This is a genomic window from Alistipes dispar, assembly GCF_006542685.1.
Classification (GTDB): Bacteria; Bacteroidota; Bacteroidia; order Bacteroidales; family Rikenellaceae; genus Alistipes; species Alistipes dispar.
In genome coordinates this window covers 418,381-434,101 of sequence record NZ_AP019736.1, presented here as the reverse complement: position 1 = coordinate 434,101, position 15,721 = coordinate 418,381, and the positions used below count along the sequence as shown (strand labels likewise).

16 protein-coding genes are annotated in these 15,721 nt (G+C 48.6%); 2 read left to right on the top strand and 14 right to left on the bottom strand.

Going from position 1 to position 15,721, the window contains the following annotated elements:
* Window positions 1-289: 289 nt before the first annotated feature.
* From FME97_RS02145 to FME97_RS02080, 14 genes are all read right to left on the bottom strand, one after another.
* Window positions 290-2,020, bottom strand: coding sequence for an ABC transporter ATP-binding protein (locus tag FME97_RS02145; RefSeq protein ID WP_141427655.1), 1,731 nt, complete (start codon window positions 2,018-2,020; stop codon window positions 290-292).
* Window positions 2,021-2,028: 8 nt separating this feature from the next.
* Window positions 2,029-2,649 (bottom strand): class I SAM-dependent methyltransferase, encoded by a 621-nt coding sequence (locus FME97_RS02140; RefSeq protein WP_141427654.1) that lies wholly within the window; start codon window positions 2,647-2,649, stop codon window positions 2,029-2,031.
* Between the two features lie 7 nt (window positions 2,650-2,656).
* Window positions 2,657-4,459, bottom strand: coding sequence for an ABC transporter ATP-binding protein (locus FME97_RS02135; protein WP_141427653.1), 1,803 nt, complete (start codon window positions 4,457-4,459; stop codon window positions 2,657-2,659).
* 10 nt (window positions 4,460-4,469) lie between these two features.
* Window positions 4,470-5,291: a class I SAM-dependent methyltransferase gene (locus FME97_RS02130; RefSeq protein WP_141427652.1), complete on the bottom strand. Its 822-nt coding sequence runs from the start codon at window positions 5,289-5,291 to the stop codon at window positions 4,470-4,472.
* Between the two features lie 129 nt (window positions 5,292-5,420).
* Window positions 5,421-6,032 carry a TetR/AcrR family transcriptional regulator gene (locus FME97_RS02125; protein ID WP_141427651.1) on the bottom strand — a complete coding sequence of 204 codons (612 nt, stop codon included), beginning with the start codon at window positions 6,030-6,032 and terminating at the stop codon, window positions 5,421-5,423.
* Window positions 6,033-6,142: 110 nt separating this feature from the next.
* Complete coding sequence (locus tag FME97_RS02120; protein ID WP_119965927.1) at window positions 6,143-6,676, bottom strand: hypothetical protein; 534 nt, start codon at window positions 6,674-6,676, stop codon at window positions 6,143-6,145.
* 24 nt (window positions 6,677-6,700) lie between these two features.
* The gene (locus FME97_RS02115) at window positions 6,701-7,972 is read right to left on the bottom strand and encodes a relaxase (protein WP_141427650.1); all 1,272 of its coding nucleotides are present in this window, start codon (window positions 7,970-7,972) and stop codon (window positions 6,701-6,703) included.
* A complete protein-coding gene (locus FME97_RS02110) occupies window positions 7,969-8,418 on the bottom strand; it encodes a plasmid mobilization protein (RefSeq protein ID WP_141427649.1) in 450 nt (149 codons plus the stop codon). The genes FME97_RS02115 and FME97_RS02110 overlap by 4 nt, the downstream gene beginning before the upstream one ends.
* Before the next feature lie 287 nt (window positions 8,419-8,705).
* The gene (locus FME97_RS02105) at window positions 8,706-9,329 is read right to left on the bottom strand and encodes a P-loop NTPase family protein (protein WP_068855402.1); all 624 of its coding nucleotides are present in this window, start codon (window positions 9,327-9,329) and stop codon (window positions 8,706-8,708) included.
* On the bottom strand, window positions 9,286-10,014 hold the full coding sequence (locus FME97_RS02100) for a hypothetical protein (RefSeq protein WP_141427648.1): 729 nt from the start codon (window positions 10,012-10,014) through the stop codon (window positions 9,286-9,288). The genes FME97_RS02105 and FME97_RS02100 overlap by 44 nt, the downstream gene beginning before the upstream one ends.
* Before the next feature lie 3 nt (window positions 10,015-10,017).
* Entirely contained in the window at window positions 10,018-10,257 is a 240-nt protein-coding gene (locus FME97_RS02095) for a helix-turn-helix transcriptional regulator (protein ID WP_008630059.1), read from the bottom strand.
* A 240-nt stretch (window positions 10,258-10,497) separates the two neighbouring features.
* Window positions 10,498-11,166, bottom strand: coding sequence for a hypothetical protein (locus FME97_RS02090; RefSeq protein WP_141427647.1), 669 nt, complete (start codon window positions 11,164-11,166; stop codon window positions 10,498-10,500).
* 21 nt (window positions 11,167-11,187) lie between these two features.
* Complete coding sequence (locus FME97_RS02085; RefSeq protein WP_162502043.1) at window positions 11,188-12,345, bottom strand: site-specific integrase; 1,158 nt, start codon at window positions 12,343-12,345, stop codon at window positions 11,188-11,190.
* Window positions 12,346-12,373: 28 nt separating this feature from the next.
* Window positions 12,374-13,549 (bottom strand): site-specific integrase, encoded by a 1,176-nt coding sequence (locus FME97_RS02080; protein WP_141427645.1) that lies wholly within the window; start codon window positions 13,547-13,549, stop codon window positions 12,374-12,376.
* A gap of 415 nt (window positions 13,550-13,964) precedes the next feature.
* Between FME97_RS02080 and FME97_RS02075 the strand changes: the two genes are divergently transcribed.
* Together FME97_RS02075 and FME97_RS02070 are read left to right on the top strand one after the other, a co-directional pair.
* Entirely contained in the window at window positions 13,965-14,159 is a 195-nt protein-coding gene (locus FME97_RS02075; protein ID WP_032135158.1) for a helix-turn-helix transcriptional regulator, read from the top strand.
* A gap of 3 nt (window positions 14,160-14,162) precedes the next feature.
* Window positions 14,163-15,710, top strand: a complete 1,548-nt coding sequence (locus FME97_RS02070) for a type I restriction-modification system subunit M (RefSeq protein ID WP_032135128.1) — start codon at window positions 14,163-14,165, stop codon at window positions 15,708-15,710.
* Window positions 15,711-15,721 lie beyond the last annotated feature (11 nt).

Sequence of the window (15,721 nt, the reverse complement as noted above, 5' to 3'; positions counted from 1 at the left end):
ATATGGTTCCAACTAATTACCTATACGATTTTTTACCAGAATCTTGTTAATTAGAAAATCTATCGCAATATGTCAACAATGTATCTATTATTTCATATAAACAGGTAGTGTTTGCCATAGCCGGAATGAGTAACCAACTGTTTGTTTCTACTTACATGCTTCAGTTGCCAGATAAAACAAGTTTGGAAAAATTCCTATTATGTCAATTAAAGGAGTAAATCATTCACATATAAGATGGACTGAAAAGGAAGTATTAAAACATTAATTCCATTTTCAGTCCATTTTACAATTACAGTTTCCACCCGGAAATACTTTCCTGTATATTCCACAAATGAGCATAAAGTCCGTCCTTTTTGACAAGCCCATCGTGTGTGCCTTCTTCCTCTATCCGTCCGTTATCCAAAACGATTATCCGGTCGGCATCCTTGATTGTTTTGAGCCTGTGGGCAATGGCAATGACGGTACGTCCTTTAATCAACGAGTCGATGGCTCGTTGTACCTCCACTTCGTTTTCAGGGTCGAGCGAGGCGGTAGCTTCATCCAGCAGGATGACTTGTGCGTCTTTCAGCATGGCACGGGCAATGGATATGCGTTGTTTCTCGCCTCCGGACAATGTACAGCCTCCTTCGCCAACCATCGTGTCGTAGCCTTGCGGCAAGTGCATGATGAAGTCGTGGCAACAGGCTTTCTTGGCGGCGGCAATGATTTCCTCGTCCGTCGCATTCGTCTTGCCGAAACGGATGTTGTTGCGTATGGTGTCTTGAAACAGATAGACATCCTGGAACACCATAGAAATGTGGCTCATCAGACTTTCGGGAGCTATCTCGTCCATCGGTACACCACCAAAGAAAATGCGTCCCTGTTGCGGGTCGTAGAAACGGGCGCAAAGTTTCATCACCGTGCTTTTCCCGCTTCCCGAAGGTCCGACAAGAGCCGTCAAGGAGTTTTTCGGGAGCGTAATGTTTATATCATGCAACACTTCCTTGTCTTGATAGGCAAACGATACGTGTTCAAACCGGATATCGCCTGCTGCCGGGGATTGCCGTTCTCCTTTCATCTCCGGCTCGTTCATCAAGGAAAGGATGCGTCCACCGGCAATGGAAAAATAGCGGAACTCGGTAAAGTTTGTCAGTGCGGAAGTCAGCGGGTCGAACACACGAGAACCGACTACAAGGAACAGCACGAATACAAGGATTGAAAGTTGCCCTCCCAACAGAAGGTAAGTTCCACATAGCACCATCATTGTCAGCCCGGCACGTACTAAAGTGATGCTCAACAAGACGAATGGGCCTAACAAGGCTTCCTGACGGATGCAAGCACGGCGAAGTTCCGCAAAAGCATCGCGCAACCTAACAAAGCGGTCACCTATCAGATTGTACGCTTTCATTACACGAATACCCTGTAAGTATTCTTCCAACCGATTTCCAGCATTTATTTTTGCTTGAATTTGCCTGCCGCTTAACTTCCGCTGTGCCTTTGTGCTTGCCCACAGAACGAGCAAGGCAAGCGGCAAGGCGGCAAACATACTGACCGCCATCCTCCAATCTATCCATACAAGCGAAGCAAAAGCCAGTACAGGCATGACTATGGCACCCATAAGTTGGGGCAGGTGGTGCGAAATTCCGGTTTCTGCCATCATGAAGTCCGTAACAAGCATAGACGACAAATCACCCGGATCACGTTTCGACAAAAAGCCCAACGATAGTTTCCGCAAGTGCTCCGCCAGCGACAAACGCCCGGAAGCACTCATTTCGTATGCTCCTCTAAAATTGGCTCGGTAGGATGCCCGTTCTGCCAAAGCCATGACCAGCATATAAACAGCCATAATGCCGAATATCCACCACAGGCGGGTCGTGTCAAGCGGCTGTCCGCTCCCGTCAAATGCACTGAAAATGATACGTATCGCTTCTATAGAAAGACAAAACGGTACTATATTCACTAAGTTGGCAAGCATGGTGTAACCCACCGGCTTGTAAAGTCTTTCCGTGTGACCTATTGTAATATTCTTTATTGCATTCATATCTTATTTTATTTATATGCTATAATATGTATTTCTTCCTTTTTACGGATTGTTCTGATGGATGAAAATCCGGCTTCATGCAACCGCTCTTCCAATTCTGCCGGAGTATAGACAACCATACCGTCTATCCGTTCCGTCCACATCTTTCCCTGCTCGGGGTCGCTCGCTTCCAGACTAATAAGGAAACAACCTCCTTCTCGGAGAACACGCACCACTTCAGACAACGCTATGTTTACAGGCGACCAGAAATAGACCGTTTCAAAAGCCGTGATAGCATTAAAGAATCCATCCTCATAAGGTAATGAACAAACATTCCCTTGTTGTATGAAACATCTTTTATTCAAGTCTTTTTCGTTGTACTTTTGGGCGAATGAAACACTTTCTTCTGACAGGTCTATGCCGTAGATATTTCCTTTCGGACATAAATTCAATAAACGTTTCAAATTCGCACCACCGCCACAGCCTATATCAAGAACATTCCAATTCGGCTGCCATTCCACTTGCTTCATGCCACGATTAGCTAAAGATGCATGAAAACAATTCATTCCTCGCAAAATCATCCGTCCCCAAAATCCTTGCGGACAACTTGTGTTTTGCAAGACCTTGTTTAAGAAATTCTTCTTTCTCATATTGCTTTTAGTTTTTGTTCAATGTCCAATGGTATGCGCTCGTATAGGCATCCCACATATTTTTATATACACCCTCCGTCACGGACAGCTGTTCATGCTTTCCGCATTGCACAATGCGTCCTTCTTTCATGACGACAATCTGATGTGCGGAGATGATGGAAGAAAGGCGATGGGCAATCACAATGACCGTTTTATCCTTTATCAGTGACTGCAAAGCCATCTGCATTTTATGCTCGTTTTCAGGGTCAGCGAAGGCAGTGGCTTCGTCCAACACCAGTATCGGAGCATTCTTCAATATGGCACGAGCTACACATATCCGTTGGGCTTCACCGCCGGACAGGAATACACCTTTATCGCCTATCCTTGTTTCGTAGCCTTGCGGCAAACGCTCTATGAAATCGTGGCATTGGGCAGCTTTCGCAGCGGCTATCACCTTTTCTTTCGTGGCATCAGGAGAGCCTACGGCGATGTTCTCATAAAGGGTGTCGTAAAAAAGGAAAGTGTCTTGAAAGACGAATGAAACCATATCCATCAGTTTTGCGGTAGGTATTTGGCGTATATCTGCACCGCCTATACATATTTTCCCTTGCTCCACATCCCAGAACCGAGGTATCAGGTTGGCAACCGTTGATTTGCCGCTTCCTGACGGACCGACAAGGGCAGTTATCTTTCCTTGTGGTGCAATGAAGCTGACATCACGCAGGGCTTCCGTCCGTGTTCCCTGTTCTGTGTTCTCGTAGGAGAATGACACATGGCGAAATTCCACATCGTAGGCGGCAGGCACTTGCGGATGTTCCGGCTCCGGCACAGGTTTCTTTTCAAGTATGCGGTCGATACGGTTTACACCTTCATCGATGTCGCGCGTATTACCTCCCAAGAATGTCAGTTTATAAACGGGAGAAGCCATACCCGGCCCCATGATGATAAAAAACAGCCACACCACAGCCAATGAGAGTGATTGCGGACTGGCTTGCAACAACAAGATACCCATCGGCAAGATGAACGTCACCATAGAATTGAGCAGGACGGTAAATGCTATCATCCCGTTCTGGTAGGTGTCACAACATTTCAAGGCGAATGTCTTGTACGCCTGAATCTCGGCATTGAACTGACGGAACGAACGGACGCTCTGCCCGAAAATCTTAACTACAGGCATTCCCCGCACATATTGCACGGCGGATGCGCTCATTTTTTCCTGTGCATCGTAATAGATTGCCATAAACTCCCTTGCCCGTTTCCCCATGAAATTGGAAAATTGCAGGAATAAGCTAAGCACCACAACGGCCAGGCACACGACTGTCAGCCACACATCCAGCGAGAAAAGGATGACCAGCATTACCACTACCGTTGCCATTACATTGACCAAATCCGGAATGGTATGGGCGATGAAGCCCTCTATTTTCTCGATATTCTGGTCCATTGTTTTCTTGATGGCTCCGGTGGATGTATTGTTCAGATACCCTAACGGGAGTTTGCCGATGTGTTCGGACAAACGGACACGCAACCCATACAAGATACGAAACGCAGCCACATGTGAGGACATCAGGGCTGCATACAGCAATACCAATCCGCCAACAAGCCCTCCAAATGCAATCCATCCCCAACGCATCATGTCCGTTCCGTCCAAAGCGGAAAGATTGGAGCCATTCGACAGCAACTCTTTCAAAATTTCATAAACTGCCCAATAAGGCACAAGCATACACACCGCGCTGCCAGCCGACAGCAGACCTGCTAATATAAGCAGACCTTTCCTTTGTCCCGCTATCTCGAACAGACGGGACAAACCTTTTTTCTTTTTTGATTTTTCCATTGTTATTACGCTATTTTGATGTGATTTTATATCCGAGCAATGAACTGAATTTGTAGCAGAGCCAAGGCATGCGCCCCAATATCTGCCCGAAGAAGAATCCCCAGCGCGAACGGAAGAACTTCATGTAGTTAGCCTGTTCAATGAGCTTTAAAGACGGTTCCCATTGTTCCACCACATACCCGTTGCTTATGCCGGAACGGATTTGAGCCTCGTGTTTGCGGAGCGAATCGGGCTTCACACCATGTCGGCTCATTATCGTGCCGCACACGTCAAACCACAATTCACCTCCCCCGAAACGGTTTGCCACGTGATGCAGGAAGGATTTTACTTGCTTCTCGTAGAAGTACATCAGTACCCCCTCCACGATGAAGATAAATTCTGCTTCGGGGTGCTTCCGGCGCAGGTCATCCATCCAGTCGGTCTCCAACAAAGACGCTTCAATATAGACATTGTCCGGCTGTTCGGGTATCAATTCCCGGCGTAGAGCAATGACCTCAGGCAAATCCAAATCATAAAAGACTGCTTTCTGACTTCCGATACGCTGGAAACGGGTATCCAGTCCACATCCTACATTGACCACGACCGGATGCGAATGTGCTTTAATAAATCGGCGCACAGCGCAGTCAAAATACCATCCACGCACCACGCATCCCACTTCGCTCAACTTTGCCCCGTCGAACTGGGAATAATCGTATTCCAAACTGTCAACCAGTTGTTCCGCCGCCTTGTCGCACAGAATGGGATCGGCACGGCGGCTTTCTTTGGCTCTCATGTATAGCGGAATAAGCAATGTTTCCGCTACAATGCTCTTAAACTCGTATTTCTGTTTCATATTTTGGGATATTTAATAGTGAACGATATTCAGAATTGTTCATAAAAAAAGGAGGAAACCTCCGTGAAGATTTCCTCCTTGCCAACCGTTCTGATGCGGTTGAATGTTCGTATGTACGTTGTCTGTATCTCATATCTTGATAATAGCCCTCCAACCTTGGATTTCAAACAGGATATAATCGTGCAAAATAGCCTCCATCTCTTGCCGGGGTACGGAATGCATCAATAGCTCCTCGAACATCGTGAACATCCATACCGTATGCAAATGAATGATAAAATCGGACACAGCCGTATTGATTTCGGGATGTTTCCGCTGCATGGACGCGAACCACGCCTTAACCAATTCCGTGGAACGGTCGGTATAATTCTCACGGAAGCGTTCCAATGAAGAACCTTGCGCACGGAACAACAGTATTTCCATTAGCGAACGGTGTTTGTCTATAAGCGAAACATATTCGTCAATGCAGGATTTCAGGTATTTTTCCGACCGCATCATCATAATATCTTCGCCCCGTATGCCGTGGTGTTCTTGCAGCATGGCTTCCAAAGCGCACAAAACAGGACGGACCACTTCACGGAATAATTCATCTTTGCTTGTGAAGTAGTTATAGATATTCCCAACACCAACACTCGACAATTCCGCTATTTCGCGCATGGAAGTCTTGGAATAGCCTTTCTTCTCGAATTGCTGCCTGGCAATCGTCAATATCCGACCCCGTATGTCCTCTTTCAGCACTTGCATTTATAATGAACAATGTTTCTGATTTTGTTTCTGCAAATGTGCGGGGCTTAAATTTATCCGGCAATACCTATTTTTAGGGATTTTACAATATCCAATATATACTTTGGACTTTATTTTATGTAAGCGTAAATAAGAAGTAGAATAGTGTAAAATATAAAAAAGGACATCATAATTTTCGTCCAAAAACTTGATAGCCAAATACCTTCATTCTTTTGAAGGTGTTTGGCTAACTTTTTACTATGTTCCTCCAAAAGTTTTTTCTCTGCCTTGATGTGGTCGGCAGAACATTGGTTTACCTTTGCCAGTTCACGGTCATCAACCTTAGCATGGATGACGGTATTCTTTTCCACTTTGACAATGGCGTTGCTGATGCCGTCCACTATGTTGTCGGCACTTTCCTTGGCTGCTTCCAGAGCCTTGAAAGCCGCCCGCTCCCGTTGGACGGTGTGCTTTAGGCTGCCGTGTATGCCGTGCAGTTCTTCTTTCAAGGCTTGGATTTCATTCAGCAGATTGCGAAGTCCAACTATTTGACAGTTGACTTCTTGAAGCAGTCCGTCAAGCTCCTGCATATCCTGTTTCAACTCCTCTTCGGGTGTATAATTGGCAAGCCGCTCACGCAGGGCGGCGGTATCGGGTTGTTTCATATCCTCTGTTGTTTATTGGGTTTGTCATTTGCGTTTCATTCCTGATTTCTTCTGTGTGCCGAGCCTATGCGAAGCCTCACGCGCACAACGGCGGGCAAACTCTATCTCGTCCTCCTCCGGGTCGCGTCCCCATTTGAGGTCGGACTGCGAGCCGCCTCCACCGCCGCCGGATGTCATCTCGTAGGGTGACGCTATAAGGGTGAAGTAAGCCATCGCCAAGTTCTGCAAGTCCTGCCAGTTGGTAAGTTCTTGGTAGTCGAACTCGTTGTTGAAGAAGTCAAGCACCTTGTCGGGCAGATAGCGTTTGTAGGTTTTTCCGTCATGTTCAAACTCCGTGGGCTGGCGGTTCGGCTTATAGTCCGTGTAGTCCTCGTAAACCGAGTTGTTTCGCAGTACCAATGGCTGTGGCTTTTGTCGGGCTTCATTAGGAACGGATGGCTTCGGTGTTGCTGTGGCGGTCGGTTTCGGTGTCGGGCTTGCTTGTTTGGTTTTCTGTTTATCCTGTTCGGGATGCAGTTTCTCCCATGTCTGCCTGATGCGTGATGCGGTCAGGTTGCGCCCCTTTCCGAGTTCCGATGCCTTGAACCTTGTGTTGCCCTTGCAAAGCACATAGCCGCGTATCATGTCCTTCTTGTCCTTGCGCAGATGCAGTTCGTAGCCTTTGTCAGCAAGCCGTTCCTTATAACCGTCCCATGACCATCTGTCAAGTTCGCGCAAGGCTTTCATGCAGTCGGCACTGACCTGTGGAATGTTGGTTTCGTGTATGTGCATGGCGGTAGTCCAGCCCCTTTGCCTTGCAACCTTTTCAGCCGCCCGTTGCGCCCGGAGGTGGATGGCATGGTCGTTGTTGATGTTCCCGTCCTCGTCCACACGGCAGACGATGGCATGGAGGTGCGGTATGCCGCTCTTGGATTCCTCGTGCAGCCAGACGGAGGACTTGCTGCCCGATACGTTGGTGCGTGGAGAAACAACTTTGCCGTCCTTGTCACGGATTACCTGCTCGTCGAAAGCCGCCGCAAAGTCGTACCACAGTTGCCGCCAGTCGTCCAACGTAAAGTTCTCGGTATGTTCCATCGCCGGACTTATCTCCATGCGGATGACATTGTTCTTGATGTTGGGGTGGTTCATGGTTGCGAACTTCATTTCCGTCCAGATACCCGTAGCGTCCATGCCCTGCGGCATGAAGTTGTCGCAGATGCGCGTTATCTTTTCGGGATGTTTCTTGTTCCTCGATTCGCCCGATACATAGAGCATCGCCCTTATGCCGTGGGCTACCGCTTTTGCGTTGGCTATCATGCGCCGTCCTCCTTAGCTTCTTGGTTTGTTGTTCCTGCCGGATAGCTGTTCGCCGTCTGCGCGGACTGCAAGAAGTCGGCGACACGGTTTGTAACATGGGCCACTTTCTCGTACCATTCGAGCATGGTCTCTTCGTGCCGGAACAGGCGTATTTTCTCGTTGTCGCTCAGTCCGTGCAGGGCGTTGGCGAAGTTCACCATGTCCGTGCGGCAGGCCGCAAGCTGACGCAAACCGTCCAGTTCCCTGTCGGAAAGCCTTTGCCGTGGCTTGTAGCCGAGTACCCTTGCCCGGATGAAATCACTGCGTGTCATGCCGCATTGCTCGGCGGTGCTCTTGATTTGCGAAAGCTCCTGTTCCGTGACCTTGGTGACAACCACCCTGTCACGCCTTATAACGTGCTTCTCTTGCTCCTGCTCCTGTGCAGAAATATCTTTTTCGTGTGTCATAAACGAAAGTTGTTAAAATGGTCGTAAAACGTTTACTACAAAAGGGATGGTGCGAGCCTGCGAGCGGCACGGACAACAGTCTGCCGGACTGTTGCGAGGGCGTCGTGGTATTACTGTCCGAAGACGGTAATACCTCGGCATACCTCGCAACTGAACGCTACCGCTCCATGTCAATCCATCCGTCCGCTTGCCACAGCCATAACAGACTGGTGCCAGTGGAGTGCCGGATAATTGAACAAAGGAAAATGTTTTTTGCATCCTGTTTCTGTCAGCTTTTATTCTTCCCTCTATTTTCTGAATGAAGGGTTGTCGAATACAATCTTGTCCACCATCTCGTTCAGCCTGTCAGCAATCCTGTCGCCGTATAACTTGCGTATCTGCTGCGGTACGAGGTTGGTGGTTATGAACGAAAAGCCACGGTTCTCGTATCTTCTTGCAAGCAGGTCAGTCAGCGGCCTGTGCATGTTGCCGAACTCCTGCACCTCCACAGGCTCTATGCCCATGTCATCGATGCCGAGCATCTCCATATCACACAGCCGCAGGAACTCGGTATAGCTGTTCCGACACAGATGGGCAATATGAACGGCATTCACGATCGGCATACCATACACAGTCCTGTGGTAGTTGTCCGGTATCCTGATTACATTGAGCAGGTTCTGGAACGCCCTCATCACGGTGGTCTTGCCGTTGCCGCACAAGCCGCACAGCATCACCCCGCACCTTCTGCCGGAGGTAAGGCTCGCAGCAAGGTTCCTGACTTGTGAGTCTACCGCGTCAGGATAAAGAAATGTGCCTCCGAAACGGCTCACTTCGCCTGCGATGGCACATTTAAGCAGTTTCGCAGCCGTCTCTTCATCGAAAGGCAGTCTAAAACGCTCCTTCGTAGTCCTCGGCTGACACAGCCGTGACATCAGAGTCTCTATAAGTTGGGGATTTCCGTTTTGTTCCATATCGGGTTGTATTCAGATGTTTGATAATCCAATGGTAAAAATGGCTTCGGCAATCGCTCTCGTCCCGCTGCGCGTTTCCGCCGATTCTTTGCTCGTCAAAGAAGTCACGGATATTCCCGTGTAGCCTGTATCTGTCAATAATCCAGTTTTCTCTTTTCGCCAGCACTTCGATAATCTTGTCCTGCCAAACCGTATCGGCAAGCAGGAGTGACTCAAGCTCATCCAGTGATTTATGTCCATCTTCCCGCGCGTGTTGAGAGTTGATAATATCTTCGTCTTTATCTTTTATATTAGAATGGGGCAACTGTACGGTCAACTCATGGGTCAACTGTCGGGTAATCTGATGCGGCAACTGCCGGGACGGCTGTATGGTCAAGGAATATAGCGCAGGGGTGTGGATTCCTGTACCAACCTGACAATCTATCAGCCCACGTTCTTTGAGATGCTGCCGTGCCTTGCTGATATTCTGTTTGGTGGTCGAGAGCCGCACGCAGAGGATGGCTGTATGGCAGGCAAACGGCATGTTCCAGCGTAGGCGGTTTGCCTCATACAGGAGGTAATGATAAAGTGCTACCTCCGTAGGGTTGAAAGGGCTGCGCTCCGCTTCTGCCCAAAACTGGTTAATGTAGTCGTATATGCCCGCCATGACTTACCGCTTCGAACGGTTGATGATGTACTTCTGTGCCTGTTGGTCGAGTTCCGCCTGCGATGCCACGCGTACATTCTTCATCCATGCCTCCAGTTCGGCTTTGTCAAAGAAGCACAGTTTGCCGTTGGGCTTGTAGTAAGGTATGACGCGTCGCATCATCAGCTTGTGAAGATAACTCACTTTGATTCCGAGAAATTTCGCGGCCTCGGCCGTCGAGATTAATTGGTTCGTCTGTTCCATATTTCTGTCGTTTTTGATGTGATTTCTTAGGCTGTGAAAGCCGTCGTTCCGATAAGGAAGACGGTGCAAAGTAAGCCATCGGAAATCACACGACAAAGGCTGTTAATCTACTGTAAAACAGATGGAAAGCTAAGTGGAAAACTTTAAAAGCACGGCTGTAAAACAACAGCAAACAGACGAAAACAGGGAATAGAAAAAACAGATGTTAAGCGAGATGAGTCGCCTGAAACGATAAAGCGGTTAAATTTTGATATTTCTCTCCCAACTACGATATGCATCGGTATTGCGGATATTATCGTCGGCTTCCGCCACTTTCTTAAAAATGGAGATTATAACATCCTCTTTGTCGGCTTTGGAACCCCTGCGGTTCTTCACATCCAACAACTGGCGCATATTGTTCAGATGCCAATAGTCGCCAAAAATTTTCCACTGGCGGCTGATGTTGCAGATTGCTGCTATGCTGTCCGCGATGAAAGCCATCAGTGTGGCATTGCATCCATCATGCGGACGGTATTCTGCATCAAGAAAGCCTTCGTGACGCAAGGCTTCCATAAATATCATAGTTCTGTCTCCTTTCAGGGCATCCGGGAAATCCGGTGGAAAGGAAAACCGACATGCTGTCTCTGGTTCTGTGGTCGATTGAGACTTGCCAGAGGAACCGCTGCCGGACGGTGAAGAAGCCTTTTTAGATTTGCGCTCCGACAATTGCTCGATTTTCTTGCGATACTCCATATAGACAGCCATCGGAACAATGAAGATAACGAGCGAGATTACCACGAACATGACGACGGTAATAGCATCCGTCTCAAGCCGTGCGACCGCTACCTGTCCGGCAAGGACAGATATGAGTAGCCACACTGCTCCCGGCAGCAGGATGTTCACATTGAAATCATCTGGCAATCTTCTCATACTCTACATTATTATATCCGTTCAGGTATTGGCAAACTCCATGTCGATAAGGCTGATGGCATCTTCCTTTTTCTTGTTGATGATTTTGGCGTATATCTGGGTGGTCTTCACATCCGAATGGCCGAGTAGCTTGCATACAGTATAAAGGTCAGCACCGAGTGTCAGCAACATTGTGGCAAAGGTGTGGCGGCTGACATGATAGGTTACATGCTTGGTTATGCCCGCAGCCTTGACCCACGGTTTGAGCTGCATATTACAAGTGTCCTCACATGGCAATGTGGGAAATACAAGGTCTTCATCTCCTGCTCCGTTCCGTTCCGGCATCCATTTCCTTGCGTTCATGGAGAGGGGAAGATAAAGAGGCTGACGGGTTTTCTGCATGATGATATTGATGCGCCACTGCTCAGCGGAACTATCCACATTTTTCCATTTCAGGGCCAGTACATCGCTGATTCGCAAGCCGCAGTAGCAGGAGAACAGGAACGCTCCTTTGACATCCTCCCGTCTGCACGGAGTGTCTATAAGAATCTTGACCTCGTCTATGGTCAGGAACTCCCGCTTGCTCTCCGGCATCTTGATTTTCTCGTCCGTGTTAAGCCTGTTTACCGGATTCTCGGCAATGATTTCCTCTCGGACTGCCGTATTCAACGCTCCCCGGAAGCACCCGAAATAGGAAACACAGGTGAACTGCGACAGTTTCTTTCCGTTCGGGCTTACATAAATGTTGCGCAGGAAGTCTATAAAGGCAAGGCAGAAGTCGCGGTTTAGGTCCCGCATGGCCGCCTTTGCGTTGAAGGCACGCAGCACATTCATCGTGTTGGATATCAGTTTGCCACTTCCTCGCACTCCTTTTTTCTCCTGACTCTCTTTGTATGCCTGCATCCAGTCGAGAAGCAGCATCTTCGACCGCAGGGAGGTGTTCTTCAGCCCGGCCACCCCATTGGTCAACTCGATGATGCGCTGCGACTTTATGGTGTTAACCGCAGCAAGCGTGGCCTTATTCTGCGCCTTGGCTGCCGCATTCGTCTCCGGGATGAGATACAGTTTCAGGAACTCATACTGCCTTTTTCCGTCACGGTAGATGTCGAGATAGACGGACTGGCTCCCGTCACTGAGTGTCTTATAACGGACTCTGACAGGTTCCTTGGGCTGTTTGGGTGTCTTTATTGCTTTTGCCATAGTGGTGTCATTTATAAAAGATTTATTCTTAATCAAACACTTTGTCTATGAGATTGACTGCCTCGTCTTTCCTTCGGTTGATGATTTCAGCATAAATCTGCGTATTCTTTATCTGGGAATGGCCCAAAAGTTTGGAAACGGTATAAAGGTCTGCACCGAGCGTGAGCAGCATCGTGGCGAAGGTGTGTCGGCTTGTGTGATAGGTCACCGATTTGGTTATTCCAGCATCGGCAGCCCATATTTTCAGGATGTCATTGATGTGGGAGTCTCCGGGCAGATGCTCGAAGACAAGGCTGCCGGCATCGTGTTTCCCGCTGTCTTCACATCCGGGCATCCATCTTCTTGCCTGCACGCCGAGCGGTATATGTATTGGCTTTTCGCTCTTGTTCATGATGACGGACAGTATCCATCTGCCGTTGTCCTGCGTTATGTCACCCCATTTTAATTTACGGACATCGCCGAGCCGCAAACCACAGTTGCAGGCAAAGAGATATGCGTTCTTGACCATATTGTTTTTACAAGGTGTCGCAATCAGTCGCTTCACTTCGTCTATGGTCAGATAGTCTCTTTTCCCTTTGCTCGCTTTTGCCCTTTCGTGATGTGAGAGTAGGTTCATGGGATTGGTGGGGATGATTCCTTCCCGCACGGCAACATTAAGAGCTGTCACGAATGTGCACTGGCGGTTAAATGCAGTCTTTGGCTTAAGGTTTTCTCCTTTGGCTGTTTTATATCCGGTCTTCAGATATTCCACAAAGGCAATGCAAAAGTCCTTGCCGATTTCATTTACCTTTGTGTCACCGCAGTTCATTTTGGACAGGATAGCACATACCCGATCTATAGCATGAATATCATGTACACCACGGCTACGCTGTATCTCCTTAAAACGGGAAAGCCACTCCAGTATGGATATGCCCTTATTAGAGATATAGCCTTGCGTATCCATAAGCCGTCTGTTCTCGGCCGGTAACTTTTTCAATTCCCGCAATTTCTTCCTGCATGCGGTCTCGGCTTTCCGCATCGCGGCTTCATTCAGGCGCAATGATTTGTCGTCGGTCTCCGGCACAAGATACAGTTTGAGGTATTCATAGCTGCGATGGCCGTTACGGTAGCAGTCCAGATAAATGGATCTGCGGCCGTCTTTCATCGCCTTGAACCTTATCTTGACTGGCGATTTTTTGCTATCTTTGTTACTCCTGTCCGTCATAAGTGCGTTCGCATCTTGAAATCACACTGCAAATATAGTCTCTTTAGTCGAAAAAGAAACAAAAATGGGTAACAAAAATCCGTCTGAAATGGGATTTTTTCGGAATTGAAGAGAATCGTGATAGAAAATGCAAACAACTGCAAATAAGGATAATAAGTGAAAATATCTTCTCTTTAATTCTCATGGTTTATAGACATCGGAAATTAGGCTCCCCCGAAATGAATTTCGTGGCATACAAGCGAAATCTAATCAAAAGGGCATTGGCAACCGTCCAATACAAGAAAACAGTCCCAACCGCCGAAAGCTATCCGATAAAAATATAAGATATCTCAACGACTGATAAAACTTCTATCAAAGATTTTAATGATTGAATTATTTTCAATATCTTTGTTAGCAATCTGTTTTGAAGATAGAGATGAAAGAGGTAAACCGATTGAAAATTATTCTTGCTGAGAAGAATAAAACGGGCAAATGGCTGGCGGAGCAGTTGGGCAAAGACCCTTCGACTGTATCGAAGTGGTGTTCCAACTCGTCGCAGCCGCAGCTGGATACGGTGATTCGTATTGCCGAACTGCTGGATGTGGATATTAAGGAATTGATAAACAAATAACATATGGCAAAAGAACAGGAGCGCGCGGAACTCCACCGCACGATCTGGCAGATAGCCAACGACCTGCGGGGCAGTGTCGATGGCTGGGACTTCAAAAACTACGTCTTGGGAATGTTGTTCTACCGCTTCATTTCCGAGAACATCACTGCCTTCATCAATGCGGAGGAACGGCGTGCGGGAAACGCCGACTTCGATTATGCCGCGTGCTCGGACGAGCAGGCCGAATTCGGGCGCGAGGTAACCGTGCAGGAGCGGGGATTCTATATCCTCCCGTCGCAGCTTTTCGGCAATGTGCGCAGGCGGGCAGCGGCAGATCCCAACCTGAACGAAACGTTGAGCAATATTTTCCACGCGATCGAGAACTCGGCCAAGGGCGCGGCGAGCGAGGAGGATATGAAAGGCCTGTTCGCCGACATCGACGTGAACAGCAACAAACTCGGAGCGACGGTGCAGAAGCGCAACGAGACGTTGGTGAAGATTCTCGATAAAATCGGCGACATGAAGTTCGGCAACCTTGCCGACAACCAAATCGACACCTTCGGCGATGCCTACGAGTTCCTGATGACGATGTATGCCAGCAATGCGGGAAAATCGGGTGGCGAATTCTTCACGCCGCAGGAGGTTTCCGAGCTTCTTGCCCGTATTACGCTCGTCGGCAAAAAACAGGTGAACAAAGTGTATGATCCGGCCTGCGGCAGCGGTTCGCTGTTGCTGAAATTCGCCAAAGTGCTGGGCAAGGAGAACGTACGTCAGGGATTTTACGGGCAAGAGATCAACATCACCACCTACAACCTCTGCCGCATCAACATGTTCCTGCACGACATCAACTACGAAAAGTTCGACATCGCGCTGGGCGATACGCTGCTGGCACCGAAACACTGGGACGACGAGCCGTTCGAGTGCATCGTCTCCAATCCGCCGTACTCGATCAAGTGGGCGGGCGATGAAAATCCGCTCTTGATAAACGATCCCCGGTTTTCGCCTGCCGGTATCCTTGCACCTAAAAGCAAGGCCGACCTCGCCTTTACGATGCACATGCTTTCGTGGCTGGCGACCAACGGCACGGCGGCAATCGTCGAGTTCCCGGGCGTGCTTTATCGTGGCGGTGCGGAGCAGAAAATCCGCAAATACCTGATCGACAACAACTATATCGACACCGTTATCCAACTGCCCGCTAATCTCTTTTTCGGGGTCGGCATCGCTACCTGCATCATCGTACTGAAAAAGAGCAAAAAGGATAACGCGACGCTCTTTATCGATGCCTCGGGCGAGTTTATCCACGAGGGCAACAAGAACAAACTCTCCGCCGCGAATATCGCGCGGATTCTCGATGCGTTCGTCGCCCGCAAGGACGATGCGCATTTCGCCCGTCTGGTCGAAAACGGCAAGATTGCCGAGAACGATTACAACATATCGGTTTCGTCATACGTCGAACAGCCCGACACGCGCGAGGAGGTGGATATTGACGAGTTGAACAAGCGGATTGCCGAAATCGTCGCCCGCCAAAACGTGCTGCGCACGGCAATCGATGCAATTGTAGCCACTTTGTAAGAAAGGATTGA

Bases quoted from the DNA above. Each gene is read 5' to 3' on its own strand.
- FME97_RS02070 (WP_032135128.1), top strand. From the start codon at position 14,163: ATGGCAAAAGAACAGGAGCGCGCGGAACTCCACCGCACGATCTGGCAG.
- FME97_RS02125 (WP_141427651.1), bottom strand. From the start codon at position 6,032: ATGCAAGTGCTGAAAGAGGACATACGGGGTCGGATATTGACGATTGCC.
- FME97_RS02090 (WP_141427647.1), bottom strand. From the start codon at position 11,166: ATGAGAAGATTGCCAGATGATTTCAATGTGAACATCCTGCTGCCGGGA.
- FME97_RS02105 (WP_068855402.1), bottom strand. From the start codon at position 9,329: ATGTCACGGCTGTGTCAGCCGAGGACTACGAAGGAGCGTTTTAGACTG.
- FME97_RS02085 (WP_162502043.1), bottom strand. From the start codon at position 12,345: ATGGCAAAAGCAATAAAGACACCCAAACAGCCCAAGGAACCTGTCAGA.
- FME97_RS02145 (WP_141427655.1), bottom strand. From the start codon at position 2,020: ATGAATGCAATAAAGAATATTACAATAGGTCACACGGAAAGACTTTAC.
- FME97_RS02140 (WP_141427654.1), bottom strand. From the start codon at position 2,649: ATGAGAAAGAAGAATTTCTTAAACAAGGTCTTGCAAAACACAAGTTGT.
- FME97_RS02115 (WP_141427650.1), bottom strand. From the start codon at position 7,972: ATGATAGCCAACGCAAAAGCGGTAGCCCACGGCATAAGGGCGATGCTC.
- FME97_RS02100 (WP_141427648.1), bottom strand. From the start codon at position 10,014: ATGGCGGGCATATACGACTACATTAACCAGTTTTGGGCAGAAGCGGAG.
- FME97_RS02110 (WP_141427649.1), bottom strand. From the start codon at position 8,418: ATGACACACGAAAAAGATATTTCTGCACAGGAGCAGGAGCAAGAGAAG.
- FME97_RS02075 (WP_032135158.1), top strand. From the start codon at position 13,965: ATGAAAGAGGTAAACCGATTGAAAATTATTCTTGCTGAGAAGAATAAA.
- FME97_RS02095 (WP_008630059.1), bottom strand. From the start codon at position 10,257: ATGGAACAGACGAACCAATTAATCTCGACGGCCGAGGCCGCGAAATTT.
- FME97_RS02135 (WP_141427653.1), bottom strand. From the start codon at position 4,459: ATGGAAAAATCAAAAAAGAAAAAAGGTTTGTCCCGTCTGTTCGAGATA.
- FME97_RS02130 (WP_141427652.1), bottom strand. From the start codon at position 5,291: ATGAAACAGAAATACGAGTTTAAGAGCATTGTAGCGGAAACATTGCTT.
- FME97_RS02080 (WP_141427645.1), bottom strand. From the start codon at position 13,549: ATGACGGACAGGAGTAACAAAGATAGCAAAAAATCGCCAGTCAAGATA.
- FME97_RS02120 (WP_119965927.1), bottom strand. From the start codon at position 6,676: ATGAAACAACCCGATACCGCCGCCCTGCGTGAGCGGCTTGCCAATTAT.